Origin of the sequence: Chitinophaga niabensis (genome assembly GCF_039545795.1) — a bacterium.
Lineage (GTDB): Bacteria > Bacteroidota > Bacteroidia > Chitinophagales > Chitinophagaceae > Chitinophaga > Chitinophaga niabensis_B.
The window spans coordinates 6,505,452-6,530,667 of record NZ_CP154260.1; the positions used below are offsets into that span (position 1 = coordinate 6,505,452).

A 25,216-nucleotide genomic window follows, 5' to 3' on the forward strand; every position below is an offset into this window, starting at 1 on the left:
ATGAAAATATTAAATAAACAGTGGCCGATCCTCTTCCTTGTATTTGCATCCTCCTGCCTTGCAGACCTGGATGTTAAACCTACGGAGATAATAGATCAAACACTGGCCTTCCAATCCATAGATGATGTGAATGCCGGTGTATTGGGTGTGTACGCAGGTTTATCTACGCACACCATCAGCACCAATACATTGATTGCTGATGAAGCCATGTGGCCCTTGGAGAATAATACAGGCCGAGGTACATTGATGTACAGCTGGCGGCAGGATCCCGTAAATCCCGAAGCCATTGCTCCCTGGCAAAGTTTTTACCAGGTGCTGGACCGTGCCAACCGCATCCTGGATGTAATTGATGAAGTGTATGCCACACCACAGGAAGAAACCCTGCGCAATCAATACAAAGGAGAACTGCTCACGCTGCGTGCATATTGCCATTTTGAATTATTGCGGTTATATGCAGTGGACTATGAACCTGCTTCTCCCGGTGTGCCTTTAATGAAAACAGCGGAGATAGGAAAACCTGCAAGGGAAACCGTAGGTAAAGTATTTGAACAGATCAATGCAGATCTGGAACTGGCAAAAGGATTGATCCCCGCTGGATTTACCAACCGCAGCCGTATTACAAAACAGGCTGTATCTGCCATCCAGGCAAGGGCCGCTTTATGGCAAAAGAATTGGGATGCAGCCATTACCTATGCAAGCGAAGTGATCAATGCCATGCCACTGGCCACCATAGCACAATTCCCGGACATCTGGCTGGATAAAAACAATGTGGAAGTAGTATGGGAATTAAAACGCGAAGCACAGGATGCCAAGTTCGGCGATTTCTACCGGGATGGTTCAGATAAGATATTGTTCGCACCTTCTGCTGAATTAAGAGGGGTAATGGATGCATCAAACGATGTGCGTTTCAATACTTACATGAGAGAGCTTTCTCCGGCAAGATGGGCTGTGACAAAGTATGTTGGCGGGCAACCTGCACTGGCTAACCTCGTGGATATTAAACTTTTCCGCGTAGCTGAAATGTACCTGATCCGCGCAGAAGCCTATGCCGCAAAAGGAGTAACAGGATTAAATGCCGGTACTGCAGACCTCAATGCATTACGCACACAACGCATCAATGGCTACACGCCGCAAACTTTTGCAGACCCGGCCAGCCTGATGGATGCCATACTGTTGGAAAGATTTAAAGAACTCGCTTTTGAAGGACATCGTTATTTAGACCTCCGCAGAAAAAATATGGATATTACCCGTTTAACCGCAGATGTTATACAGGCACCCACTTCTACAAGACTAACGGCTGCGGATAAAGCATATTACCTGCCTGTTCCTTTGAGAGAAATTCAGGCAAACGAAAACATCTCCCAGCACCCTAAATACAACTAATCTTATCAAGTTATAAATAAATATTAAAAAAGCTGATCTGTTTGAAGATCAGCTTTTTCTGTATATAGCAAAATCCGCGCTATCATGATAAATATATGGAGTTTCGAATAGATTCACAGATACATAAATAATCAGATATATCAAATATTATTTATTTAATTCATGTTGTTTTCACTGATCAAGATAGCTTTTTGATAAATGTTTCGTAAATTACTATTATAGAGCATTGATCAACGACCCAAAGCAACATCAGTAAGGAATTGTACTTAACCCGGCTTTTACCGTTAACAGAACCCGATCTCAACAACGACAGGCTTTTTCTCAGCAAGATAAGTTTACACCAAAATCTAATCGATATGAAAAGAGTGATACTCTTCATTTTCTTTTCGGTTATGCTTTGTGGGCAACTCCTCGCCCAATCCCGTATTATTACAGGGAGAGTAACCGATTCTAAAGATGGTGCCCCGCTACCGGGTGTTACCGTTTCCATCAGAGGCACATCCAAAGGAACTATTACCAATGCAAATGGTGATTACAGGATAGAAATATCCAAACCCACCGATGTATTGGTATACTCGTTTATTGGTTATGGCAGCGTAGAATTTCAAGCGCCTGCAGGCAGCAGCAGGGACGTTCAGTTGAATACGGACGATAAAACGCTGCAGGAAGTGATTGTAACAGGTTATGTGGACATCAAACGGAAAGATGCTACAGTTGCCGCCACTACTATAGGCGGAGACAAGATCAACGACAAACCGGTACAAAGTTTTGACCAGGCATTGGATGGCCTGGCTGCCGGTGTGAACGTGAATGTTACCTCCGGCATTGTTGGTGATGCTGTTACTATCCGCATCCGCGGTGTAAACTCCATCAGCAACGCAACTGCTCCATTGATCGTACTGGACGGTATTCCATTGATCAGCGGCACCAACCTGAACGTGTTCAATAGTGGTAACGGTACCCGCTTTAATCCCCTTGCAGATATCAACCCTAACGATATCGAATCCATTAACGTATTGAAAGATGCTGCAGCCGCTGCACTGTATGGTTCACGTGCAGCCAATGGCGTGATAGTGATCACCACCAAGAGAGGTAAAAAAGGCACTGTTGCCGTTACCTATAATGGTGATTTCAACTGGGCAAAAGCAGCACGGCTGCCTAAAGTATTGAATGGAGAAGATTTCACCGCCATTCAGAATGAAAAGGCCGCTAACTTAAATCTTCCACCCATTGCCGTTGATATTGATGTAAACAATGACGGCAAACCGGATCGTACAGACTGGTTAAAAGAAGTTTTTAAAACAGGCTTCGCACAAAATCATGGTGTATCCGTTTCCGGGGGTAATGAAAAAGCGCAGTATTATGGCGCCTTTGATTATGCTGACCTGAATGGTATAGTGATCACTAACAGGCTGCGCCGTGGTTCTGTACGCATCAACCTGGATGTTACACCCAAAACCTGGCTGAAAGTAGGGGTAAGCCTCTATTCTTCCAAAGGTGTGAACAATGGTGTGCTGTCTGACGGTTTACTGGCCGGCGCCACCTTTGCCGGTTACAATGCTCCGCCCAATGTGCCGATCTATAATAACACTGGTCTTTACGGCGGATATTATCTCTCTGCCGCTAACCGCGATCTGGCAGACGGTAATAACGTGAACGTAGCTACGAACCGTTTGAACCGTTTCTTCCATCCGCTCACCACTGTGTACATGGGCCGGAATGATAATATCTCTAACCGTACCATGGGTAACATCTACGGCGAGCTTTCTCCTATTAAAGGTTTGAAGATCACCTCCCGTTTTGGTGTGGATTTCATTCAGAACTTTGAAGACCAGTACAGCGGACCTGATCAGGCCGGTAACGGTTTTGGTCTTAACGGGCTGGTACAGGAAAACCTGCTGCGCATCAACCAGTGGAACTGGTCCAACTTCGCTACCTATACCCATACATTCAATCAGGCACATACAGTTGCTTTAACAGCGGGGATGGAATACCAATATAGTAAACGTACTGAATTATATACCGGGCAGGGTAACCTGGCAGACGGTTATTTTACCAGTATTTATGATGGCCTCTACGCAGGTACCACCAATACTTTCTCGGGTGGTGTGGCAAGAGCAGATGCTTTTGACTCTTACTTCGGAAGACTCACCTATAATTACCTGAACAAGTATTATATAGAAGGTGTATTCAGGGCAGATGCCTATTCCGGCTTCGGCATCAATAACAGGCGTGGTTATTTCCCTGGTGTATCTGCAGGATGGCGTGTTTCCGAAGAATCTTTCTTCAGGGATAATATCAAAGCCATCAACGATTTCAAGATCCGTGCAAGTTATGGTCTCGTAGGTAGCTCTGAAGTGGGCGCATATGCATGGAGAACTTTGTATGGCGGAGGTCAGTATGCTGATGTGAATGGTTTATCTGTATCACAGATCGGAGACCCCAATCTTAAATGGGAAACATCTAAAAAACTGGATATCGGTTTTGACATGTCACTGCTGAATAACAGATTAGGCATCACGTTCGATTATTTTAATAATGATGTGGACAATCTGATCCTTGCTGCCCCGGTATTACGTACCGTTGGTGTTCCGGGTTCTTCTGTAACTACCAATATCGGCGCAATGTATAACAGGGGATTTGAATTGACGGTTACGGCAAACCCCATAGCCAAAAAAGATTTCAACTGGACCACTTCCACCAACTTTACTATCCTCAAGAACAGGGTTACCAAACTCGCAGATGAAAATGATATCGTGAGCGGGTCCAGCAGGGCAAGTGTAGGTAAACCTTTAGGCGTGTTCTATATGATTCGCTGGGCAGGTGTAAACCCAACCACAGGTTACGGGCAATTCCTGGCGAAAGACGGTACGGTAAAAATGTACAACCCAAGTCCCGGCCTTGCTACAGCAGACCGTTGGACAACTCCTGACGGATCAGCCAAAGTAACTGCTATCACAGGAGCAGATGCCGTTTACCTGGATGACAAAACAGGTTATCCAACCTGGTATGGCGGATGGTCCAATACCTTCTCTTACAAAGGCATTGAATTAGGGATTACCTTACAATACAGCGGAGGCAACTACGTGATCAATGCTACCAGGCAGGGTATGATGACCAACTTCTTCCAGAATAATATTGAAGAGATCAAAGGCCGTTGGACACCTACCAACACCAATACCATCACACCCAAATTATTCCTGAGGGATAATATCACTACGCAAACATCTACACGCTGGCTTGAATCAGCAGACTATCTGCGTGTACAGGAGATCATGCTGGCTTATCTTTTCCCGGGTGTGAAGCAGAAATTAAACATGACGGCTTTGCGGGTATTTGCATCTGTGAATAATGCTGCTATCATCACAGGTTATTCAGGTGCAGATCCTGAGATCAATACCAACCGTCAGGCCAACGTTGCCTTTGGTGTGGATAGCCGCGGTGTACCATTACCACGCACATTTACACTGGGCCTTAGAGCAGGATTCTAATGTTTAAGCTAAAACTTACAATTATGACAACGTTTTCTAAATATATACTTGTACTGGGCCTGTTGCTGGGCAGCGCCTGCTCAAAAGTAGATGAACAGAAGCCCTTTAGTGCTATTGATCCGGCACAGATCTTCAGCGATCCTTCCCGTGTGGAAAAAGCAGCATTGGGTATGTACAATGCATTGCAGAATGCAGAGTTCTTTGGCGGCCGTATCCTCATTTACGCAGATCAGCGTGGCAACGATGTGAACGTAGCTTCCTTCTTTGGTAATGTGGGTTCCTTCAATATGATCTCCGGAGATGCTATTGCCCTGAATGCATGGACAGGCGGTTACCGTACTATTTATGAAGCCAATCTCTTCATGAAAAAACTACAGCAGAATGAAGCCGTAGTAGGCACACCAAAAGCAACGCAGTATTATGGGGAAGCAAAATTCATCAGGGCATTGTGTTATTTCTACCTCGTAAGTTTATATGCACAGCCTTATAACTTCCAGGGAGATGCAGGTCATCCCGGAGTTCCATTGATCCTGGATGCTGCAGAAGATGGTGCACAGGCACTCAGCGCTGCCAACAGGGTAAAAAGGAATACCGTAAAAGAAGTGTATGATCAGATGATCAAAGATCTTACAGAAGCTTCTGCTGCACTTACACCAAACTGGAATGATGCATACTTTAACCGCGCACGTGCAACCAAAGCTGCTGCAGATGGTTTATTGTCCAGGGTATACCTCAACAAAGGAGACTGGACAAACGCCAACGCCAGCGCAGATGCTGTGATTGCTTCTCCACTTGCATTTAAACTGGCAACGGAACCCATAGATAACTGGACCTTCGCTAATATGAATGCTACAGTAGAGAGGATCTTCTCTGTGGCCATGAACAGTGCAGACAATCCCAACACCAATAATGCCATTGGCCAGCACTACAGTCCATTGGGCAGGGGAGATATCTCCGTTAATACAGCAGGTTACTTTGGCATTCCTAATTTCGCACCAACAGATAAACGCAGGAATGCAGCCATGATCCGTACTTCCGGAACATCAACCTATACCGGTAAATATTATCTGAACCCAAGGGAACAATGGGTACCGGTACTGCGGCTCGCAGAAATAAAATTGAACAAAGCAGAAGCCATGGCCAGGCTGGACCCATTGGTAAGTGCAGGTGCACTCACACAGTTAATGGATATCCGCACCATACGTGGCGCATCTGTAATTGTTCCACCGGTATCACAGGCAGAACTGATTACGCTGATCCTGAATGAAAGAAGGATAGAGTTAGCGTTTGAAGGTTTTGGTATGATGGATTTCCTTCGTACCGGCAGAGCTATTCCGGCTCGTCCGCAACACCTGGCACAGGCTGCGGGAACAGATTATGTGATCTTCCCCATCCCGCTGCTGGAAACACAATCAAATAAACAGTTAGCACAGAATAAAGGGTACTAACAAAAAAAGGAGCATCGTAGAGATGCTCCTTTTTTATTATTGTAATACTTCGCTTAGTTTTTGTTCGAGTGCTTTACCTCTCAGGTTAGCCGCAACAATTTTGCCTTGCGGATCTACGAGGATATTGGTAGGGATACCCGTAATACCATATAAAGGAACAACGGAAGATTCCCAGAACTTCAGATCACTTACATGATTCCACATCAAACCATCATCAGCAATCGCTTTTAACCAGGGTTCTTTTGCTTTATCAAGAGAAACACCCAGGATGGTGAAATTCTTATCCTTGTACTTCATGTAAGCATTTACCACATTTGGGTTTTCCTGGCGGCAGGGCCCGCACCAGCTTGCCCAAAAGTCAACCAGCACAAATTTTCCTTTGAAAGAGCTCAGGCTTACCTGTTTACCATTAGGATCAGGTAATACAAAATCAGGCGCTACCTGGCCAACTTTTGATTCCGGTCCGCTGGAAGCTCCCTGTTTGGATTCTTTCTCTGCTTCTTCAACAGACTTCATCATTTCCTTCACCATGGAGTTATCCGGGAAACGTTTCGCGATGTTTTCGAAAGCCGCTTTATTCTCCAGGAATTCCGTGATATCATCAAAGCGCACCAGTTGCATAGCAAACACGGCGGCTACAGGTTGTTTTGTTTTTTGTGCGGCATCCATAAAGAACTGGCGGAAGTTTTTCGCTTCCTGCTCAAATGCGTTCCGTCTTGCTGTGAGCAGACTGTCTGGTGTTTTAGCCATGCGGAGGCTGTCCATCGCCTGGATCTCTTTACTCATCACCTGTGCTTTTTCACTGTACTGATTGAGTAATTGCTGGATCTCTGAAGTAGCTTCGGAGCCTTTCACGGCTATTTTTTCCAGTTCGTTGTAATCTCCATGGATACTCATGTCTCCTGCATCAAGTCCCAGTACAATGTATTTCCCGTTTTCAAAACGGATGCGGTATAAACCTTGTTCGGTTACCATACCATCCAGCTCAAACTTGCCACTGGCATCTTTTACAGCTGTGGTATCAACTATTTTAGGGCCTTGCAGGGCCATTTCTTCCAGGTAAACTTTTTCTAACGGGGCATTGGCCAGTTGTACATCAATCTTGAATCCGCCTTTTTCCGGGTGGCTGCTACATCCGGCCAGCAAAGCTGCACCGGCACACCAAATGGCTAATTTTTTCATGGGCTTTTCTTTTTACTATATGATGGAATAAAATTAGGGTTAATTAATTGGATGCTCCCCAGCGGTTTTGTTAAATTATGTAGCCGGTTCGGGCATGTTACAACGGGAATATCTTCATTTCCGGGTTAATGCTTTGTAACTTATGGCAATAGACAGCAATGTCATTGCAGTAGCAATATTCCCATTCACGCCAATTTGGATGAACGGCTTATTTAGCTGTTCAACCGTTTCATTAAGAGTTCGTTAGTGAGTTTAGGATCTGCCTTCCCTGCACTGAGTTTCATCACTTCTCCCACAAAAAGCCCGATGAGTCCTTTCTTTCCGGCTTTAAACTCCGCTACTTTGCCCGGGTATTTTGCCAGTACTTCTTCAATCACCGGCAGAATGTTCCCTGCATCATTGTCCTGCAGGAGGTTCAATTCAGTGGCAATCGCCAGTGGATCTTTATCCGGCGCTGTGATCATAGCCGGCAGGATACGGGAGGATGCAATGGAAAAGTTCACTTTTCCATCTGCAATCAATGCAATAAGCGCTGCCAGCGATGTGGGTGTAAGCGGAAATGCCTCCATACCGGCATTCTGTTCATTCAGCCATGATTTAACAGGTCCTAGTATCCAGTTGGCCGCAGCCTTGTGATGTGGGGTGGCGTTGATCAGTGCTTCAAAATAAACGGCAGTGGCTTTATCATCACAGATCACGCGGGCATCATATTCAGGAAGCCCCAGTTGCTGTGTATAACGGGCCAGCATTTCTTCCGGCAGTTCCGGCAAAGTGGCGCGCACCTCATCCAGGTATGCTTCTGTAATGCGGAATGGTGCCAGGTCCGGCTCCGGGAAATAACGGTAGTCGTTGGCTTCTTCTTTGGACCGGAGCGGGAAAGAACTGCCATTGGATGCATCAAAACTGCGTGTTTCCTGCACAATGCGTTCTCCGCCTTCCACCAGTTCTATCTGGCGTTTGATCTCATTATCTATAGCCCGTTTGACGTTGCGGATAGAGTTCATGTTTTTTACTTCCACCTTGGTTCCCAGGCTGGTATCACCTTTCAGGCGGATGGAAATGTTTGCATCGCAACGCATACTGCCTTCTTCCATATTACCATCACACACATCCAGCCAACGTACCAGGCGGCGCATTTCTGTCAGGTATGCATATGCTTCATCACTGGTATGAAGGTCCGGCTCTGTTACAATCTCCACCAGGGGTACTCCTGCGCGGTTGTAATCCACCATGGTATTCTGAGGGTCCAGGTCGTGAATGGATTTTCCGGCATCTTCTTCCAGGTGAATCCGGTTCAGCCGGATGTTGCGGCTGTTGCCCTCTGTAAAAATGGGCACATGGCCTCCAATGCAGATAGGTGCTGTATGCTGGCTGATCTGGTAACCTTTTGGAAGATCAGGGTAGAAGTAATTCTTACGGGCAAAGAAGTTTTCCCGCTCAATCTCGCAATGGCAGGCAAATCCAAGACGTACCGCCAGTTCTACCGCTTTCTTGTTCAGAAAAGGTAAAGTACCCGGGTGCCCAAGGGTAATGGGGCTGATATGCGTGTTGGGTAAACCGCCAAATGCCGCGCTGTCACTGGTGAAAAGCTTACTTTGCGTCAATAGCTGGGCATGTACCTCCAGGCCTATCACTGCTTCATATTTGTTATAATCGATGCTCGCGCTCATACTATTAATCCGTACTGATTCGCACAAAGATATTCAAACTGCAAAAAAGCAGGGAATTTTCGCGAAATTGTAACATATCATTTCTATAATTCTATCGTTATGGCCTCTATTTCCGATGTACATGCCGCCCAGCGTAGCTTTTTCGATTCCGGCGCCACCCGTTCCCTTGCATTCCGCAAGTCTCAGCTGAAAAAACTGAAAGCCACGCTGAAAAAACATGAAACCGCTATCCTGGAGGCTTTGCAGGCTGATCTGTCCAAACATCCGCTGGAGGCGTTTTCAAGTGAAGTGGGCCTGTTATTCGATGAAATAGACCATACCCTCACCAATTTAAGGGAATGGATGCGCCCCCAGGCTGTCAGTTCCCCACTGATGCATTATCCCTCCGCCAGCAAGATCTACCGGGAACCGAAAGGGCTTACCCTGCTGATAGGTCCCTGGAATTATCCTTTCCAGTTACTCATAAATCCGCTGATAGGAGCCATAGCAGCAGGGAATTGTGCCATCCTGAAACCATCGGAACTGGCCCCGCAAACGGAGGCCATTACCCAAAAAGTGATCAAAGATGCCTTTGATCCTGCATTTGTGGCTGTGATTACAGGAGAAGGCCATACCGTGATCCCGGAGATCATGCAAAACCGTTTCGATCATATTTTCTTTACCGGCAGCATCCCCGTTGGGCGTAAGATCCTGGAAATGGCCGCCCCGCATTTAACACCTGTAACATTAGAGCTGGGAGGAAAAAGCCCCTGCATTGTTGATAAAGGCGCAGACATTAAAACTGCCGCTAAAAGGATCATATGGGGTAAATGCTGGAATGCAGGCCAAACCTGTATTGCACCGGATTATATATTAGCACATGAAAGTGTGATGGCCCCCCTCATCGAAGAAATGAAAGCAGCCATTACCCGTTTCTTTGGAGAAGATGTGTCACAGAGTAAAGATTATCCCCGCATCATCAATGAAAAAAGATTTGATCAGCTGGTCACATACCTGCAGCAGGGGACTATTGTAGCAGGCGGGCAAACAGACAGGGCACATAAATACATTGCACCCACCATCCTCACCAATGTTTCATTTGACGCAGCTGTAATGAAGGATGAGATCTTCGGTCCCATCCTGCCGGTGCTCCCATACAACACAGCAGATGAAGCCATAAAGATGATCGCGAAAAATCCATATCCCTTATCGTTATACATCTTTTCAAACAGCCGCCGCACGGAGAAAACGTTTATAGATAAAGTAGCTTTTGGAGGTGGTTGTATCAATAACACACTCGTACATTTTACCAATGCAGACCTGCCTTTCGGAGGGATTGGTTACAGTGGCATGGGCCGCTATCACGGACGTTCCAGTTTTGATGAATTCACGCATTTTAAAGGTGTGATGAAAACCGCTACCTGGCTGGATGTGCCGGTGAAATATCCGCCGTTTAAGAATAAGCTGAAGCTGGCGAAATTGATGATGAGGTAAAAAAACTCCGCCCTCTGCTGCGCGGCAAGGTCTCCGCCCAAACAAAAAACGGCCCGCATGACACGAGCCGCTTCCTTTTGCTTTACACTAAACTAAACTATAATTTTTCACCCTTCGTTACTGTATGCAACTACAGGTTCTCAGTGTTTAATTTCTTCGGAATTGTAATGGTCAGCGTTTGTGTACTTCCATTCCTTTTCACTTTTGCCGTGATGCTTTTGGCTTCTTTACTGTCTCTGTACAACTGCACAACATCCTTCGCATCCTTCACAGGTTTGCCTGCTAACTCCGTGATCACATCCTTCTCTTTAAACCCTGCTTTATCAGCAGCAGTGCCATCCGCTACATCCAATACCACAGCACCATTCGATTCTTCTGTATCTTGTACGGAAAGTCCCAGCCTTGTAGCGTTCCTGTCTTTAAAGAACTCTGCAAAAGGATATTCCCGTCCATCAGGTGTATTGCCAAAAGGACTTCTGCCATCAGGCATCCTGAATTGATATTGATTACCACCTCCTGGTCCTAAACGTAAAGAACGGGGAGCATCTTGTCTTTTCTCAAGCGTTGCGGTAGCCTTTTGCTCTTTGCCATTACGCAGGTAAGAAACAGTGATCTTATCACTTGGTTTCAGTGCACCGATCGCTTCATACAATTCCTGAGGTTCCAGTATCTTTTTATCATTGATGCCCGTGATCACATCACCCTCTTTCAATCCTGCTTTTTCAGCAGCGCTGCCTTCTGCAACTTCGGTGATCGTAGCACCTTTGGCATCTTCTTTTTTGGTGATAACACCGAGTACTGCCGGGTTGGGAGAGATGGATAATTCCTGTTCTTCAAAAGGAGAACCTGGCGGCAGATTGCCATTCCTTGGTGTGATCACCCGGCGGCGGACAATGATATCCTTATCATTGAACTCATCTAATTTCTTCCCGTCTGCAAACACCTCTCCGTCTTTGATCTCAATAGTCACTTTTGCGTTCTTGTCAGCGCCTTTTCGTTTGATGATGATCTCATCATATTCACCCAGTTTGGTAGAAGGCCTTTCCTGGGAAAAAGCCGGCAGAGCCATTGTCATAGCCCCTAAGCTGAATACGAATAATAGTTTACGCATACAATATCGGGTTTTATATATCGCAAATCTAAGGGGTAATCGGGGTAATAAAATGTTAAAAAAGGACAGGCGGGCAAAGGTATTTTATACCCCGGCCCGCCCGTCTGTTATAGTATTTCGGAGACCTCCAGGTCTCCGGTATTTTCGTTGACCGGCTGCTTAAAGGATCCCCTTCACCTGCGCAATCACCTGTTGCAACTGACTTACATCCTGCCCGCCGGCTGTAGCCTGAGTAGCTTGTCCGCCGCCACCTCCTTTGATCAGAGGTGCCACCTGTTCTTTAATGATCTTCTGTGCATTCAGCCCTTTCTCTTTCACGAGGTCCTCAGATAAGATAACAGCCACCTGTGCCTTCCCGGCTACATTCGCAGCCAGTACAATTACATAAGGTACGGTAAGCAGGTCTTTTACATTGGTGGCACATTGCCTTACCATATCTGCACTGCCAACTTCTACCACTGCACCCAGGAACTGCACCCCATTCACAGCCACAGCCTGCTGAGGCAAAGTAGCTGCCAATTGCTGCGCCTGCTTAGCTTCCATAGATGCCAGCTGTTTCTCCAAAGTTGTTTTATCATTCGCCAGGTTCTCAATAGCTTTTACTATATCCTTTGGATTCTTCAATTGTGCTTTCACTTCTTTCAGTTGCTGCAATTGTTCATTTACAAACGCTTCCGCTTTTGCACCTGTTACTGCTTCAACACGGCGCACACCTGCAGCCACAGCACTTTCAGCAATGAATTTGAACAATCCTAACTCCCCGGTATTACCAACATGCGTACCACCGCAAAGCTCAATAGAATAAGATGGATCGATGGTAACAACGCGAACAGTTTCACCGTACTTCTCCCCGAAAAGTGCCATAGCACCTAGTTTCAGGGCTTCTTCACGAGGCAGTTCTTTTATCACCACAGGAATATTCTCCCGTATCTTTTCATTCACGATCGCTTCAATCGCAGCCAGTTCTTCATCTGTTACTTTCGCAAAATGAGAGAAGTCGAAACGCAGGTAATCTGCATTTACTAAAGAGCCTTTCTGTGCAACATGTGTTCCCAGCACAGCTCTTAAAGCAGCATGCAATAAGTGTGTGGCAGAGTGATGGCGTTCTGTGTTTTTCCTTTTGGAAGCATCCACCGTTGCCTGTACAGTACCTGTAAGATCAGCCGGTAAAGCATCCACAAAATGAACGATCAGATCATTCTCTTTTTTGGTATCCGTAACGGTAATGAGCTCTCCGTTAAAATCCAGCGTACCGGTATCTCCTACCTGTCCGCCACTCTCTGCATAAAAAGGAGTTCTGTCCAACACTATTTGGTATTGCTCTTTCCCTTTGGCTTTGATCTTGCGGTGTTTCAGCACTTTTGCAGGAGATGCCAGTTCCGTATACCCCACAAAAATACCGGAAGGTTGATCCTGCAGAATATTCCAGTCTCCCATATCCAGTTCTGTAGCTGCACGGGAACGGTCTTTCTGCTTTTTCATTTCAGCATCAAAGCCCGGCTCATCTACTTTAAAACCGTTCTCATTGGCTATCAGCATGGTAAGGTCCAGCGGAAAGCCAAAAGTATCATATAGTTCAAAGGCTGTTTTACCATCCACATTTTTGGAAGGAGCGCCGCCCATAAAATCTTCCATTCTGCGGATACCGCTATCCAGTGTACGCAGGAAACTGTTTTCCTCTTCAAACACCACCTTCTTCACAAAATCTTCCTGTTGCAGCAGTTCCGGGAACACTTTTGCAAACTGGCCCGCCAGTACCGGCAGCAGTTCATGCAGCAAAGGTCTCTTCACATCCAGGAAAGAGAAGTAATAACGCACTGCCCTTCTGAGAATGCGGCGGATCACATATCCTGCTCCCGTATTGCTGGGAAGTTGTCCATCAGCGATGGTGAAACAGATGGCACGGATATGATCTGCGATTACGCGGAAAGCGATATCTATCTTCTCCGTGTGTCCATATTCCTTACCGCAGAGTTTTTCTGTTGCATGAATGACAGGCATGAACACATCCGTATCGTAGTTACTTTGTTTTTGCTGTAAAACCCTCACCAGCCGCTCAAAACCCATCCCGGTATCCACATGTTTAGCCGGAAGTGGTTCCAGGCTGCCATCTTTCAGGCGGTTGAATTGCATGAATACATTGTTCCAGATCTCTATCACCTGGGGATGGTCATTATTTACCAGGTCCTTTCCCGGAACCTGTGCCCTTTCTTCGTCCGTTCTGCAATCCACGTGAATTTCAGAGCAAGGGCCGCAGGGACCGGTATCTCCCATTTCCCAGAAGTTATCCTTTTTATTACCCATCAGGATCCGGTCTTCCGCAACATATTTCTTCCAGTGTTCCATGGCTTCTGTGTCAGAGGCCAGGTTTTCTTTTGTATCTCCTTCAAATACAGTCACATACAAACGATCTTTAGGCAGTTTGTATACCTCCGTCAGCAATTCCCAGCTCCAGGCAATGGCTTCCGCCTTAAAATAATCCCCAAAGCTCCAGTTACCCAGCATTTCAAACATGGTATGGTGGTAAGTGTCTATACCTACCTCTTCCAGGTCATTATGTTTACCGCTCACCCGGAGGCATTTTTGTGTATCTACCACCCTTTTATAGGCCGCAGGCTTGTTTCCCAGGAAAATATCCTTGAACTGGTTCATCCCCGCATTCGTGAAAAGCAGGGTGGGGTCGTTTTTAACCACTATTGGGGCTGAAGGCACGATCTGGTGGCCTTTGGAAGCAAAAAAATCCAGGAACTGTTGTCTGATCTCGGCTGCGGTCATAAAATATTACTACGTATTAATATCTAATTTTAACTTTATAATTGCGTCAGTTCTAAATTTGACTTTAATTTGTAATTAATGAAAAATTGGTCTGTTCTTAAAATTGACATTCAAAAGGTTGCCGTTTTAGCCTATTTCGCTTAGGTTTGTGCACCCCGTTTTTAAATTGTGCAATGCAAAGGGACAAAATGAACGCGGTGCAAAAATATCGAAATAATCAAAAACAAGCGATAATCGCAGTTTTCCTTAAAAAAAAGCAGCGATAATAATATTGACCGCGCTACGTTAAACGGTCGCGCACCATATCAACCCAAACAGGTTCATGAAGAAGATCAAATATTTTTATAATACACAAACACTAAAATACGAAAAGCTCGTAGTGTCCCTGCGGGTTAAAATATTACGGGTGCTGGGTTTTATTTCGGCAGCCATCGTTACCGGTATCATCTTCCTCTCTGTCGCTTATCGCTTCCTGGATTCTCCTAAAGAAAAACTCCTGCGCGCGGATATCGAAAGCATGGAGGAAGAATACTCCGCCCTCCAGGCAAGGATGAATGAGCTGAAAGGCCATATGGACGAATTACAGCATCGCGACAATGAAATTTATCGCGTGATCTTTGAAGCCGCTCCCATCCCGGACAGTGTAAGGGCTGGCAAACCGGAAAAAACGGAACAGGAAATGGAGCAGTTGCAGTCCAAAGACAACCACGAAGTTATCAGGGCAACCGCTAAAGTGCTCCAGGAACTGATCAACCGGGTGAAAGTACAGGAGAAATCCTACGTGCAGATAGAAGACCTGATCAAGAACAAACAAAAAATGCTGGCCTCCATTCCTGCCATCCAGCCAGTATCCAATAAAGATCTGGACAGGATAGCTTCCGGTTTCGGTTACCGGATCGATCCTATTTATAAAACCATGAAATTTCATGGCGGCCTCGATTTTGCCGCTCCATCCGGCACACCTATCTATTCTACAGGAGATGGGGTGATCGAAGAAGCCAGCCTGAGTGATGTGGGGTATGGTAACCATGTGGTAGTAAATCACGGTTATGGTTATAAATCACTCTATGGCCATATGGTGAGGATGAAAGTAAAACGTGGGCAGACAGTTAAAAGAGGAGATGTGGTAGGCTGGGTAGGAAGCACGGGAAAATCAACCGGCCCGCACTGCCATTACGAAGTAAGCAAGAACGGAACCAGGGTAGATCCTGTATACTTTTTTTATAACGACCTTACGCCCGAACAGTTTGACCGCATGCTGAAGATAGCCCGCTCCGGCAACCAGTCCTTCGATTAATGGAATGATTATTGGAGGAAATGCCCGTGTGCATAAAATTAGATAGCTGTGCAGGATAGGATGCGTAGGTGATTCCGTAATATTGTATCCATATTCTCTTTCAATTAATTGATATCGGTTATGATGCAGCAACTGGACTTATTTGGAGCCGAGCCGCAACAGCCCGCACCCGGCAAGCCTGCACCTAAAAAGGAGTTGGAAAAAACGAACGTGGCCGATAGCGGAGAAGAACAACCGGCGGAATCCATCGATCACCACCAGCCTTTAAAAGGAAAGAAGCGCGGACGCAAAAGCCTGAAAGAACTGGCCAGTGACCCGCATGTGATCCAGGAACTGGAAAAACTTACACTGGATAAGCAATATTATTCCATCAGCGAAGTGGCAGGCATGTTCAGGGTAAACACTTCCCTGATCAGGTATTGGGAAAATGAATTCGATATTCTGCAACCCAAAAAGAACCGTAAGGGAGACCGCCTTTTCCGGCAGGAGGATATCCAGAACCTGAAGCTCATCTATCATTTACTGCGCGAACGCAAATACACCATCGAAGGAGCTAAACAAAAACTCCGGGAAGATAAACGCTCCGCCTCCCGCAATTTTGAAATGGTGAAATCACTGCAAAAAGTGAGAGCATTTTTAACAGAGTTAAAAGATCAATTATAAAATACAGATTATGCGTTTACACACAGTATTATTAGGATGTGGATTGCTGTTGTCTTCCGTGACTATGGCGCAATCCGTTAATGGCACCAAGCAGTTGACAGGAAAGATAGAAATGAAACAACTGACCAGCGATTCTGCTTTTGCATGGTTCTATACCGGTGTGAACAGGTATGATGCAAATGCCAACATGGTGAACTACATCAAAACAAATAAAGATAAGATCCAACTGGTAGCGCTCGTAAATACTACAGACGATGCCAGCAAAAAATTATTGCCCGCATTCTATAAAGTGATGATCCTGGCCAGCGTTCCCGAAGAAAGTATTCACCTCTACGGAGCGGATAACAGTGGTAATACAGGAAACACGGTGGCAGATGGTTACAAAGTGAAAAGAGTGCCCGTTATCCTCGTTATGCGCGATGGTAAAGAAGAAGGACGTATCTCCGGAAGTCCCAAACAAACAGTTGAGGACGACCTCGCTCAGATCATTATGAAAATGAATAATAAGAAAGATTAGTTCGATATGAACGCAATTAAAAAGCCTCGCTGAAATAATTTCAGCGAGGCTTTTTGTTTAGCAGGGATAAACCCTTCACATAGGGTCAGTGTTCGTTATTCCTTTTACACTCCTATACCCGGGGTATTTTAGTATTACTGAACTGGTGGGGTGTCTGTTTTCATGGCCAGCTTTACCCCATTCTCCTGGAGTATCCTGATCGCAGCAAAATTCACATCTTCCCGCAGGTTCACATAAGCTGCATTCTCCAGGATATTGGTCATGTAAATGATCTGCAATACAAAGGAATCTTTCGTGAAATCAAACAGGCTCACAGAATAACCTGGTTCCACATCCTCATGTTTGGAAAGATATTCCTGTATGCCTCTTACTACTTTGGCGGCACCATCCGAAGGTGTATCTGCAGCCAGTTCCAGTTTCACCGCAACCCTTTGCTGCGTACGCAGTGAAAGATTGTCCAGCACACTGTCCACCATCTTTTTATTCGGCACCGTTACAAAGGTTTTCTCCAATGTACGGATGCGTGTACTGCGGAGACCTATCTTTTCCACCGTTCCCTGGAAGGCATCCACTTTTACGCTGTCGCCCACGCGGAAAGGTTTATCCGAAAATATGATGAAAGAACCAATAAGGTTTTCGATGCTTTCTTTAGCAGCCAATGCCAGTGCAGCCGCACCAATTCCAAGCCCCGCCACCAGCTTCTCCACAATATGCTGCCCGAATAATATATTGATCAATACCATACTCCCGATAATGATCATGATGGCCTTGAAAAAATCCCGGAAGAAAACAATGAACTGGTTATCCGTTCTGTCTTCCGTGAGGTCTGCTTTCTTTTCAAGGATCAATGCCACAAAATCCATCAGGCGGAGTAAGATCCATATCACCGTAACACTGAAAGTGATCTGCAGCAAGGTTTGCAGCAGCATGTGTAAAGTATACGGATCATTGCTGCGGTTATAGATAGTGATATTTAATTCCGGTGGGAATATCAGGTGATTACTGCCCATGATAAAAGCAGTGAGCAGGAGGAAGTATTCTAATGGACGTAATAAAAGCTCAACAAATTCATGTTGCTGAATGGTGGGAGACCAATGTTTGATCAGCTTGAAAAGCCCTGAAGCCAGGCTTTTGGACAACACACGCCGGATAAAGAATACAAACAATACAATACCCAGCACAATCAGGTAATTGCGAACGGGATTGCTAAAGATGATACTGTTTAAGATGTCTTCCATACTTTGCAAATGTAGTAAATAGCCTAAAACCGTCATTAAGCTATGCGGAAAACCCTTGCTTCATCATTCACAATCTGCACCAGTCCGGGCTTCTTTCCTTTATCAAAACTTCCATACAGGTCTGCAATATCCAATGCCTGCGCACCATTGATCGTAGCCCATTGCATAATGTTCGCCAAAGGAATATGCGGATATTGTTCCCGTATTGTTTTGATCTCTGCCCAGATAGATAACTGGTGATTGGAGGCAAGGCTATCCGTGCCTAACGTTATCCTGGCGCCCAGTTGCAGAAAAGCAGGAATGTCCGGCAAACGGTTTTCAATATACATGTTCGCATTAGGGCAGAGGCACCAGAATATTTCCTGCGGCCTTGAATTAGCAAAGCGTATATCCATCTCCGTTGTATACGTATTATGCACCAGCAGCATGCGGGGAGTATGAGAGAAGTAGGGGAGATAACTTTGCAAACTACTGGTACCCGTAGCAGCGAACTTAGCGATATCAATCCCAAAATGCTGATAGAAATCCAGGAAATCTCCCGTTTTGTGCTGGTACAATTCATCCTCCGCAGGGCATTCCTGGTTATGTATGCTAACTGGTGTATTCCCTTCCATGCTGCCCAATAGTTTGAATAAAGTGGCAGATACAGAATAAGGAGCATGCGGTACCAGCGAAACGGGCTGCTCCTTTGCGGCAAACTGTGAAAACACGGTAGCGGAATGTTCCAGCCGCTGATGGGCTACCGCGTCAATAAAACCCATACATTCCACAAAGCTGTGCCAGTAAAGGGAAGATTTCAGTTTATGTTCCAGGGTGGCTGGCGTATTACAGATATCTCCCACGGCCACAACCCCTCCTTCTTCCATTTCTTTTCCGGCGGCAGCAATCGCTGCCTCCAGGATTTCCGCAGTGGGAGGTTGTCTTTGCTCCATCACCGTCCGGAGGAAAACAGGGAGCCCTGTATGCTCCGGTACTTTCCCTTTCATATGCGAAAGCTCCAGGTGACAATGGGTGTTAATGAACCCCGGGGAAAGCCATCCCTCAACCTGTAAAATATCTTCGCCTGCCCAGGACCTTGGAACGAGTGCAGATACTTTTCCTGCATCGTCCAGGATCAATACCCTGTCCGGCCCATGGAACCGTTGACCATCAAAAATGTCGTCTGCTGCCAGCTTTATCATCTTTGTCTTTTTTTAGGGGCAAAAATGTAATTTTGCAACCCGAAGTAATTGCGAAATAAGCTCTTTTAGTTCGTAATTGTTAATTCGTCACTGATTATGATAGATAAATTAGATGCCATCAAGGGCCGGTACGAACAGGTATCCCTGGCTCTCACCAACCCCGAAGTGGTAAAGGATAATAAGCAATTCAGCAAGCTGAGCAAAGAATACCGCCAGCTGGAGAAGATCGTGAAAGCCTACGATAACTATCGTAAGTTACTGGATGCCATTGCTTTTAATAAAGAAGTGCTGGAAAGCGGCGACGATGAGATGAGGGAGCTGGCCAAGGAAGAAACCGAAAGCCTGAGCGAACAGAAAGAGCAGGCCGAAGCAGAGATCCGCAACCTCCTGATCCCGAAAGACCCGCAGGACGAAAGGAATGCCATCCTCGAGATCCGGGGAGGTACTGGTGGAGACGAAGCCAGTCTTTTTGCAGGAGACCTCCTGCGCATGTACCTCCGTTATTGTGAAAACAAAGGCTGGAAAACCGCTATCATGAACGAAAACCCCGGTGCCGTGGGTGGTTATAAAGAAGTAGTGGTGGAAGTGACCGGTGATGATGTATACGGAACCCTCAAATTCGAATCCGGCGTACATCGTGTACAACGGGTACCAGCCACAGAAGGTTCCGGAAGGGTACATACCTCTGCCGCTACCGTGGCTATTTTGCCGGAAGCAGATGAAGTGGATGTGGACGTTCGGGATGCAGATATTAAAATGGATACCTTCCGTGCATCCGGAGCAGGAGGTCAGCACGTAAACAAAACGGAATCCGCCGTAAGGCTTACCCACATTCCAACCGGAGTGATCGTGGAATGCCAGGAGGGCCGTAGCCAACACTCTAACAGAGACATTGCCATGAAAATGCTGCGTACACGCATCTACGAAGCTGCCGTACGCAAACATGAAGATGCCATTGCCTCCAAACGTAAAAGTCTTGTTTCCACCGGAGACCGTTCTGCCAAGATCCGTACCTATAACTATCCCCAGGGCCGGATCACAGATCACCGTATTGGAATGACCGCCTATAATATGGATGCCTTTATGAATGGGGACATCCAGGACATGATCGATGCCCTTCAGTTTGCGGAGAACGCAGAGAAAATGAAGATGGGGGACCAGGTTTAACTTTCAGCAAACATTTTGGGGCAAGGGAATGTTATTATGTTCTACAGTAGTATCTTTCCACCCTAAACCATATCAAAATGCTTGATCAATTAGTTCAACTGGTGCGTGACAGCGCACAGGAAACAGTGGTAGCCAATCCAGCTATACCTAATGAGCAAAACGATGCAGTGATCGGAGAGGCTTCTCACTCCATCGCTTCCGGTTTACAGGAAGCGCTCGCCAGTGGAAATGTAAAGGACGTAATGGGCCTTTTCAATTCCAATGGCCAGGTAGACAATAGCAACCCCGTGGTCAACAACATTTCCGGTAACCTTATCAGCAGCCTTAAGGAGAAATTCAACCTCAATGGCAGCTCAGCAGCAGCTATCGCAGGTTCTCTCATCCCCAGTGTATTGGGTTCCCTGGTAAAAAAGACCAACGACCCAAGCGACAACGGTTTTTCCCTGGATGGCATTTTCAGTTCCCTCACCGGAGGTTCCTCCCAGGGCCTCAATTTGGGTAGCCTGCTCGGCAAATTTGCCGGCGGCCTCGATAAAGACGGCGATGGCGATGTGGATATGCAGGATATGGTGGGAATGATCAGCAATGGCGCAAAACAACAACAGGGAAGCGGAGGATTAGGCGGCCTTTTAGGCGGCATCTTTGGAAAATAACTACCTTAAACGGACAGGCAGGCATCGTTCCTGTCCGTTTTTAAAATACTGCTCCTCAATTATTTATAGAGAAAACCGCTTTCTTGGCAAACTATTTGTTTAGGGCTAGTGTACAAACTATATGCAGGCAACAAAAAACCTGGCAAAAATCTCACTATGTTAAAATTAATTATGATGAAACGAATGAATGCATTTGTAGCAATAGCTTTAGCCGGTACACTGTTACTTGGTAGCTGTAGTACATGGCAGGGCATGGATAACACAAAAAAAGGAGCAGTGATCGGAACAGGCGGTGGTGCAGCAGCAGGTGCCGTAATTGGTAAAGCTGCCGGTAATACAGCCCTTGGTGCTATCATCGGAGCAGCCGTTGGTGGAACTGCCGGTGTATTGATCGGTAAGAAAATGGACAAACAGGCACAGGAGATCAAAAACGAAGTACCCAATGCTACCGTGGAAAGAGTAGGGGAAGGTATCAATGTTACCTTCAACTCCGGCGTACTGTTCGGTTTTGATAAATCAGATCTTACCGCTACTGCCCAATCCAATATCCGTGAACTGGCTGAAGTATTAAATAAATATCCTGATACGCACGTACGTGTGGAAGGCCATACTGATGATACCGGTGCAGACGCTTACAACTATAGTTTGTCTGAACGCCGCGCAAAAGCAGTAGCAGTTTATCTCAGCTCACAAGGTGTTGCCGCTAATCGTATCCAGACTTTCTGGTATGGTGAAACCCAGCCTAAAGTACCAAACGATTCAGAAGCTAACCGTGCACAAAACCGCCGTGTGGAATTCTCCATCTACGCGAATGATAAAATGAAGCAGGATGCGAAGAAAGAAGCAGGTCAACAATAAAAGTATTTAGTTGAATTTTCTCATAAGCATTTGAAATCTTCCTCCCGGTTTTCCGGGAGGATTTTTCTTTTACAGGGTATCAAGTCCCGCCAGTATGATCTTACAGGCAGTACGGATCTCTTCTTCCGTGATAATTAATGGAGGTACCAGCCGGATGCATTGTGGTGCAAACAGGAACCAGTCTGTGATCACACCATTTTTTATACAATGATCGATCACTTTTTTATTCGCAGGGAAATCTTCCAGTTCTACGGCAAACATCAAACCTCTTGAGCGCACCGCTTTGATGCGCGGATGTTGTAACAGTTCCAGGAATAGCTTTTCCTTCATCGTTACTTCCTTCATCATATTCTCTTCTATCAATGCCTTCATTCCCGCAAGGCCGGCAGCACAGGCAACAGGGTGACCGCCAAATGTAGTGATATGGCCCAATACCGGTTGATTGGTAAGGCTCCACATCACATCCCGGTTAGCAATGAAAGCACCCAAAGGCATGCCGCCTCCCAATGCTTTTCCCAGCAAAAGAATATCCGGCACTACATCATATTGCTCAAATGCCCATAAGGTTCCATTCCGGCCAAAACCGCATTGTATCTCATCCAGTATCAACAGGGCACCTGTTTCAGAACACTTTTTACGCAAAGCCTGTAACCATTCTGTCGCAGGGGCCAGCACACCAGCTTCTCCCTGTATTGTTTCGGCAATCACACAAGCCGTACGTTCTGTAATACTATCCAGCATCTCCATGGAGTTATGTAAAAGATGCTGCACATCCGGTAACAATGGCCGGTAAGCATTCCGCCAGTATTCATCACCCATGATACTCAATGATCCCTGTGTTGAGCCATGGTAGCTATTCTTAAAGGCAATGATCTCTGTACGCCCGGTATGGCGTTTCGCTAATTTCATGGCACCTTCCGTAGCTTCACTGCCGGAATTGGTGAAATACACACTGTTCAGGGAAGCCGGCAAATGTTGTGTGAGATAGGTGGCATAAGCTACCTGGGGAGATTGCACAAATTCCCCATATACCAGCAGGTGCATATAGGCCTGCGCCTGTTCCTGGATGGCCTTTACCACCGCAGGATGACAATGCCCCACATTACAAACGCTGATCCCAGCAATCATATCAAGGTATTGTTTGCCATCCGCATCCCACATATACATGCCCTCCGCTTTCACGATCTCCAATGCCAGCGGGGCATCTGAGGTTTGAGCCACATGTTGTAAAAAAAGCTGCCTGTTATTCATTGCCGCGAAGTTAGTGAAGTTCTATATTTGTAACATGCCAGTAATATTACCAGTAAAAGGAGTATACCCTAAAATGGGAGAAAACAGTTTTATAGCCCCCAATGCTACCATCGTAGGAGATGTGGTAATGGGCAACGATTGCAGCGTTTGGTTCAATGCCGTTGTACGGGGAGACGTGAACAGCATTCGTATGGGCAATAAGGTGAATATCCAGGACGGTGCTGTGATCCACGCCACTTACGAGAAAACCAAAACCACTATCGGCAACAACGTGTCCATTGGCCACAATGCCATTGTACATGGCTGCACTGTAGAGGATAATGTATTGATCGGCATGGGCGCTATTGTGATGGACAATGCCCATATCGGCAGTAATACCATCATTGCCGCCGGTGCCGTAGTATTGGAAGGAACACAGGTAGAACCCGGGACCATTTATGCCGGCGTACCCGCTAAAAAGGTGAAAACCATCAGCCAGGAACTGATCCATGGGGAAATTAACAGGATAGCAAACAACTATATCATGTATGCGGATTGGTTCCGGGACCAGGTGTGATCACTTGAGGAAAAAATACTATATTGCATAAGATAATACCCTGTCCCTATGAAAAGAAAATGCTTATTCCTGCTTTGGGCGGTTTTTCTACTGACCAGTTGCGCATCTCAGAAATATGGCTGCCCCGGCAGTACTTATTACAACAAGGGAAATGCAAAGCAAAATTCAAAGGCCGGTAAACAAATGAAATTATTCTAAACAGGAGTTTATGCGCAGGCTTTGCTTTTTACTGATGCTGGCAGCAGGTATCCTGGCTATAGGATGCCGCACGCAAAAAACAGGTTGTAAAGTTCCCAAACGTAATATGGGTGCAGAAAAAGTGATGGACGAAATGAACGCGCCCAAAAAGAAAGGGCTGTTCAACAGAGGAGGTTAATAAGATTTATCTTCTATGGTGTGCCAGATAGCTACATAGCTGAGGTACCTTTCCATATCCAGTTCTCCCGCTTCCACAGCTTCTTTCACAGCACAGGCAGGTTCATCCAGGTGTTGGCAGTTATTGAACTGGCAGTTAGGAAGAAATGGCCGCATATCCAGGAAATATTGAGAGAGTTCCGTTTTTGGAATATCAACGATCCCAAATTCCCGCACCCCCGGTGTATCGATCAATCTTCCGCCATCCGGCAGATCAAACATCTCCGCGAAAGTAGTAGTATGTAAACCCTTCCCGCTCCAGCCACTTACATTTTTTGTTTTCAGTTTAAGGTCTGGCAATAACCGGTTGATGATAGTGGATTTTCCCACACCGGAATGCCCTGAAATAAGGCTTGTTTTATTATGCAGCATGGCTTTGATCTCTTCCATACCCGCACCGGCTCCTGCAGCCGTGAGTAATACCTTATAGCCCATGGATTCATACACTGTTTTCCAGTGTTCGAATTTTTCCATTTCCTTATCCTTATACACATCCATTTTGTTGAAGATGAGCACAGCAGGAATATGATAGGCAGCAGCCGTTACAAGAAAACGATCAATAAACCCCTGGGAAGTACGGGGTTCTTTTACGGTACAAACCAATACCGCCTGATCAAGATTAGCGGCAACAATATGTTTCATGTGTTTGCCCTTTGGAGAGGCCCGCACGATATAATTCTTCCGGTCACTGATGCCTGTGATCATAGCAGCCGCTTCTTCATCCTGTTCCAGGCTGAGCGTCACTTCATCGCCTACTGCAATAGGATTGGTGGAAGTGATGTCGTCATCCTTCTTAAAGATGCCCTTGATACGGGCCTGAAGGAAGTCACCTGCTTCAGTTTTGGCAGCATACCAGCTGCCCGTTGATTTGTAGATCGTTGCTTGCAC

20 protein-coding genes are annotated in these 25,216 nt (G+C 46.1%); 12 read left to right on the top strand and 8 right to left on the bottom strand.

Annotation, left to right across the window (positions count from 1 at the left end; all coding sequences use genetic code 11):
* The 3 genes from AAHN97_RS26165 (at position 1) to AAHN97_RS26175 (ending at position 6,322) form a co-directional block, all read left to right on the top strand.
* Positions 1–1,383, top strand: coding sequence for a RagB/SusD family nutrient uptake outer membrane protein (locus AAHN97_RS26165; RefSeq protein ID WP_343305029.1), 1,383 nt, complete (start codon positions 1–3; stop codon positions 1,381–1,383).
* A gap of 356 nt (positions 1,384–1,739) precedes the next feature.
* The gene (locus tag AAHN97_RS26170) at positions 1,740–4,874 is read left to right on the top strand and encodes a SusC/RagA family TonB-linked outer membrane protein (RefSeq protein WP_343305030.1); all 3,135 of its coding nucleotides are present in this window, start codon (positions 1,740–1,742) and stop codon (positions 4,872–4,874) included.
* 23 nt (positions 4,875–4,897) lie between these two features.
* Positions 4,898–6,322 carry a RagB/SusD family nutrient uptake outer membrane protein gene (locus tag AAHN97_RS26175; RefSeq protein ID WP_343305031.1) on the top strand — a complete coding sequence of 475 codons (1,425 nt, stop codon included), beginning with the start codon at positions 4,898–4,900 and terminating at the stop codon, positions 6,320–6,322.
* A 36-nt stretch (positions 6,323–6,358) separates the two neighbouring features.
* Here the strand turns inward: AAHN97_RS26175 and AAHN97_RS26180 are convergent, their stop codons facing one another.
* Together AAHN97_RS26180 and gatB are read right to left on the bottom strand one after the other, a co-directional pair.
* Positions 6,359–7,504, bottom strand: a complete 1,146-nt coding sequence (locus AAHN97_RS26180; RefSeq protein WP_343305032.1) for a TlpA disulfide reductase family protein — start codon at positions 7,502–7,504, stop codon at positions 6,359–6,361.
* 212 nt (positions 7,505–7,716) lie between these two features.
* Positions 7,717–9,174 carry an Asp-tRNA(Asn)/Glu-tRNA(Gln) amidotransferase subunit GatB gene (gene gatB / locus AAHN97_RS26185; RefSeq protein WP_343305033.1) on the bottom strand — a complete coding sequence of 486 codons (1,458 nt, stop codon included), beginning with the start codon at positions 9,172–9,174 and terminating at the stop codon, positions 7,717–7,719.
* Positions 9,175–9,273: 99 nt separating this feature from the next.
* On the opposite strand from gatB, the gene AAHN97_RS26190 reads away from it, so the two are divergent.
* Positions 9,274–10,647 carry an aldehyde dehydrogenase gene (locus AAHN97_RS26190; protein ID WP_343305034.1) on the top strand — a complete coding sequence of 458 codons (1,374 nt, stop codon included), beginning with the start codon at positions 9,274–9,276 and terminating at the stop codon, positions 10,645–10,647.
* A 130-nt stretch (positions 10,648–10,777) separates the two neighbouring features.
* On the opposite strand, the gene AAHN97_RS26195 is transcribed toward AAHN97_RS26190, so the two are convergent.
* Together AAHN97_RS26195 and alaS are read right to left on the bottom strand one after the other, a co-directional pair.
* The gene (locus AAHN97_RS26195) at positions 10,778–11,758 is read right to left on the bottom strand and encodes a PDZ domain-containing protein (RefSeq protein WP_343305035.1); all 981 of its coding nucleotides are present in this window, start codon (positions 11,756–11,758) and stop codon (positions 10,778–10,780) included.
* 159 nt (positions 11,759–11,917) lie between these two features.
* Positions 11,918–14,533, bottom strand: coding sequence for an alanine--tRNA ligase (gene alaS, locus AAHN97_RS26200; RefSeq protein ID WP_343305036.1), 2,616 nt, complete (start codon positions 14,531–14,533; stop codon positions 11,918–11,920).
* A gap of 322 nt (positions 14,534–14,855) precedes the next feature.
* Between alaS and AAHN97_RS26205 the strand changes: the two genes are divergently transcribed.
* The 3 genes from AAHN97_RS26205 to AAHN97_RS26215 all read left to right on the top strand — a co-directional run bounded on the left by AAHN97_RS26205 (position 14,856) and on the right by AAHN97_RS26215 (position 17,010).
* Complete coding sequence (locus AAHN97_RS26205) at positions 14,856–15,830, top strand: M23 family metallopeptidase (RefSeq protein WP_343305037.1); 975 nt, start codon at positions 14,856–14,858, stop codon at positions 15,828–15,830.
* A gap of 120 nt (positions 15,831–15,950) precedes the next feature.
* Entirely contained in the window at positions 15,951–16,493 is a 543-nt protein-coding gene (locus AAHN97_RS26210) for a MerR family transcriptional regulator (RefSeq protein ID WP_343305038.1), read from the top strand.
* Between the two features lie 10 nt (positions 16,494–16,503).
* Positions 16,504–17,010, top strand: a complete 507-nt coding sequence (locus AAHN97_RS26215; protein ID WP_343305039.1) for a hypothetical protein — start codon at positions 16,504–16,506, stop codon at positions 17,008–17,010.
* A 134-nt stretch (positions 17,011–17,144) separates the two neighbouring features.
* Here AAHN97_RS26215 and AAHN97_RS26220 read toward each other — a convergent pair whose 3' ends face one another.
* Together AAHN97_RS26220 and AAHN97_RS26225 are read right to left on the bottom strand one after the other, a co-directional pair.
* The gene (locus AAHN97_RS26220) at positions 17,145–18,248 is read right to left on the bottom strand and encodes a mechanosensitive ion channel family protein (protein WP_343305040.1); all 1,104 of its coding nucleotides are present in this window, start codon (positions 18,246–18,248) and stop codon (positions 17,145–17,147) included.
* A 35-nt stretch (positions 18,249–18,283) separates the two neighbouring features.
* On the bottom strand, positions 18,284–19,429 hold the full coding sequence (locus tag AAHN97_RS26225; RefSeq protein ID WP_343305041.1) for an amidohydrolase family protein: 1,146 nt from the start codon (positions 19,427–19,429) through the stop codon (positions 18,284–18,286).
* Positions 19,430–19,525: 96 nt separating this feature from the next.
* On the opposite strand from AAHN97_RS26225, the gene prfA reads away from it, so the two are divergent.
* The 3 genes from prfA (at position 19,526) to AAHN97_RS26240 (ending at position 22,107) form a co-directional block, all read left to right on the top strand.
* Positions 19,526–20,596, top strand: a complete 1,071-nt coding sequence (gene prfA / locus AAHN97_RS26230; RefSeq protein ID WP_343305042.1) for a peptide chain release factor 1 — start codon at positions 19,526–19,528, stop codon at positions 20,594–20,596.
* 77 nt (positions 20,597–20,673) lie between these two features.
* Positions 20,674–21,249, top strand: coding sequence for a hypothetical protein (locus AAHN97_RS26235; protein WP_343305043.1), 576 nt, complete (start codon positions 20,674–20,676; stop codon positions 21,247–21,249).
* Between the two features lie 156 nt (positions 21,250–21,405).
* Complete coding sequence (locus tag AAHN97_RS26240) at positions 21,406–22,107, top strand: OmpA family protein (protein WP_343305044.1); 702 nt, start codon at positions 21,406–21,408, stop codon at positions 22,105–22,107.
* 69 nt (positions 22,108–22,176) lie between these two features.
* Here the strand turns inward: AAHN97_RS26240 and AAHN97_RS26245 are convergent, their stop codons facing one another.
* A complete protein-coding gene (locus tag AAHN97_RS26245; RefSeq protein ID WP_343305045.1) occupies positions 22,177–23,358 on the bottom strand; it encodes an aspartate aminotransferase family protein in 1,182 nt (393 codons plus the stop codon).
* A 34-nt stretch (positions 23,359–23,392) separates the two neighbouring features.
* Here AAHN97_RS26245 and AAHN97_RS26250 point away from each other — a divergent pair, with 34 nt between their 5' ends.
* Positions 23,393–23,914 (top strand): gamma carbonic anhydrase family protein, encoded by a 522-nt coding sequence (locus AAHN97_RS26250; RefSeq protein WP_343305046.1) that lies wholly within the window; start codon positions 23,393–23,395, stop codon positions 23,912–23,914.
* Positions 23,915–24,122: 208 nt separating this feature from the next.
* Positions 24,123–24,290 carry a hypothetical protein gene (locus AAHN97_RS26255; protein ID WP_343305047.1) on the top strand — a complete coding sequence of 56 codons (168 nt, stop codon included), beginning with the start codon at positions 24,123–24,125 and terminating at the stop codon, positions 24,288–24,290.
* Here the strand turns inward: AAHN97_RS26255 and rsgA are convergent.
* Complete coding sequence (rsgA, locus tag AAHN97_RS26260; RefSeq protein ID WP_343305048.1) at positions 24,287–25,216, bottom strand: ribosome small subunit-dependent GTPase A; 930 nt, start codon at positions 25,214–25,216, stop codon at positions 24,287–24,289. The two genes, AAHN97_RS26255 and rsgA, sit on opposite strands and share 4 nt — an antisense overlap.

What these genes read in the sequence shown, in the direction of transcription:
- AAHN97_RS26165 (WP_343305029.1), top strand. Translation starts at nt 1, where the DNA reads ATGAAAATATTAAATAAACAGTGGCCGATCCTCTTCCTTGTATTTGCA.
- AAHN97_RS26170 (WP_343305030.1), top strand. Translation starts at nt 1,740, where the DNA reads ATGAAAAGAGTGATACTCTTCATTTTCTTTTCGGTTATGCTTTGTGGG.
- AAHN97_RS26175 (WP_343305031.1), top strand. Translation starts at nt 4,898, where the DNA reads ATGACAACGTTTTCTAAATATATACTTGTACTGGGCCTGTTGCTGGGC.
- AAHN97_RS26180 (WP_343305032.1), bottom strand. Translation starts at nt 7,504, where the DNA reads ATGAAAAAATTAGCCATTTGGTGTGCCGGTGCAGCTTTGCTGGCCGGA.
- gatB (WP_343305033.1), bottom strand. Translation starts at nt 9,174, where the DNA reads ATGAGCGCGAGCATCGATTATAACAAATATGAAGCAGTGATAGGCCTG.
- AAHN97_RS26190 (WP_343305034.1), top strand. Translation starts at nt 9,274, where the DNA reads ATGGCCTCTATTTCCGATGTACATGCCGCCCAGCGTAGCTTTTTCGAT.
- AAHN97_RS26195 (WP_343305035.1), bottom strand. Translation starts at nt 11,758, where the DNA reads ATGCGTAAACTATTATTCGTATTCAGCTTAGGGGCTATGACAATGGCT.
- alaS (WP_343305036.1), bottom strand. Translation starts at nt 14,533, where the DNA reads ATGACCGCAGCCGAGATCAGACAACAGTTCCTGGATTTTTTTGCTTCC.
- AAHN97_RS26205 (WP_343305037.1), top strand. Translation starts at nt 14,856, where the DNA reads ATGAAGAAGATCAAATATTTTTATAATACACAAACACTAAAATACGAA.
- AAHN97_RS26210 (WP_343305038.1), top strand. Translation starts at nt 15,951, where the DNA reads ATGATGCAGCAACTGGACTTATTTGGAGCCGAGCCGCAACAGCCCGCA.
- AAHN97_RS26215 (WP_343305039.1), top strand. Translation starts at nt 16,504, where the DNA reads ATGCGTTTACACACAGTATTATTAGGATGTGGATTGCTGTTGTCTTCC.
- AAHN97_RS26220 (WP_343305040.1), bottom strand. Translation starts at nt 18,248, where the DNA reads ATGGAAGACATCTTAAACAGTATCATCTTTAGCAATCCCGTTCGCAAT.
- AAHN97_RS26225 (WP_343305041.1), bottom strand. Translation starts at nt 19,429, where the DNA reads ATGATAAAGCTGGCAGCAGACGACATTTTTGATGGTCAACGGTTCCAT.
- prfA (WP_343305042.1), top strand. Translation starts at nt 19,526, where the DNA reads ATGATAGATAAATTAGATGCCATCAAGGGCCGGTACGAACAGGTATCC.
- AAHN97_RS26235 (WP_343305043.1), top strand. Translation starts at nt 20,674, where the DNA reads ATGCTTGATCAATTAGTTCAACTGGTGCGTGACAGCGCACAGGAAACA.
- AAHN97_RS26240 (WP_343305044.1), top strand. Translation starts at nt 21,406, where the DNA reads ATGTTAAAATTAATTATGATGAAACGAATGAATGCATTTGTAGCAATA.
- AAHN97_RS26245 (WP_343305045.1), bottom strand. Translation starts at nt 23,358, where the DNA reads ATGAATAACAGGCAGCTTTTTTTACAACATGTGGCTCAAACCTCAGAT.
- AAHN97_RS26250 (WP_343305046.1), top strand. Translation starts at nt 23,393, where the DNA reads ATGCCAGTAATATTACCAGTAAAAGGAGTATACCCTAAAATGGGAGAA.
- AAHN97_RS26255 (WP_343305047.1), top strand. Translation starts at nt 24,123, where the DNA reads ATGCGCAGGCTTTGCTTTTTACTGATGCTGGCAGCAGGTATCCTGGCT.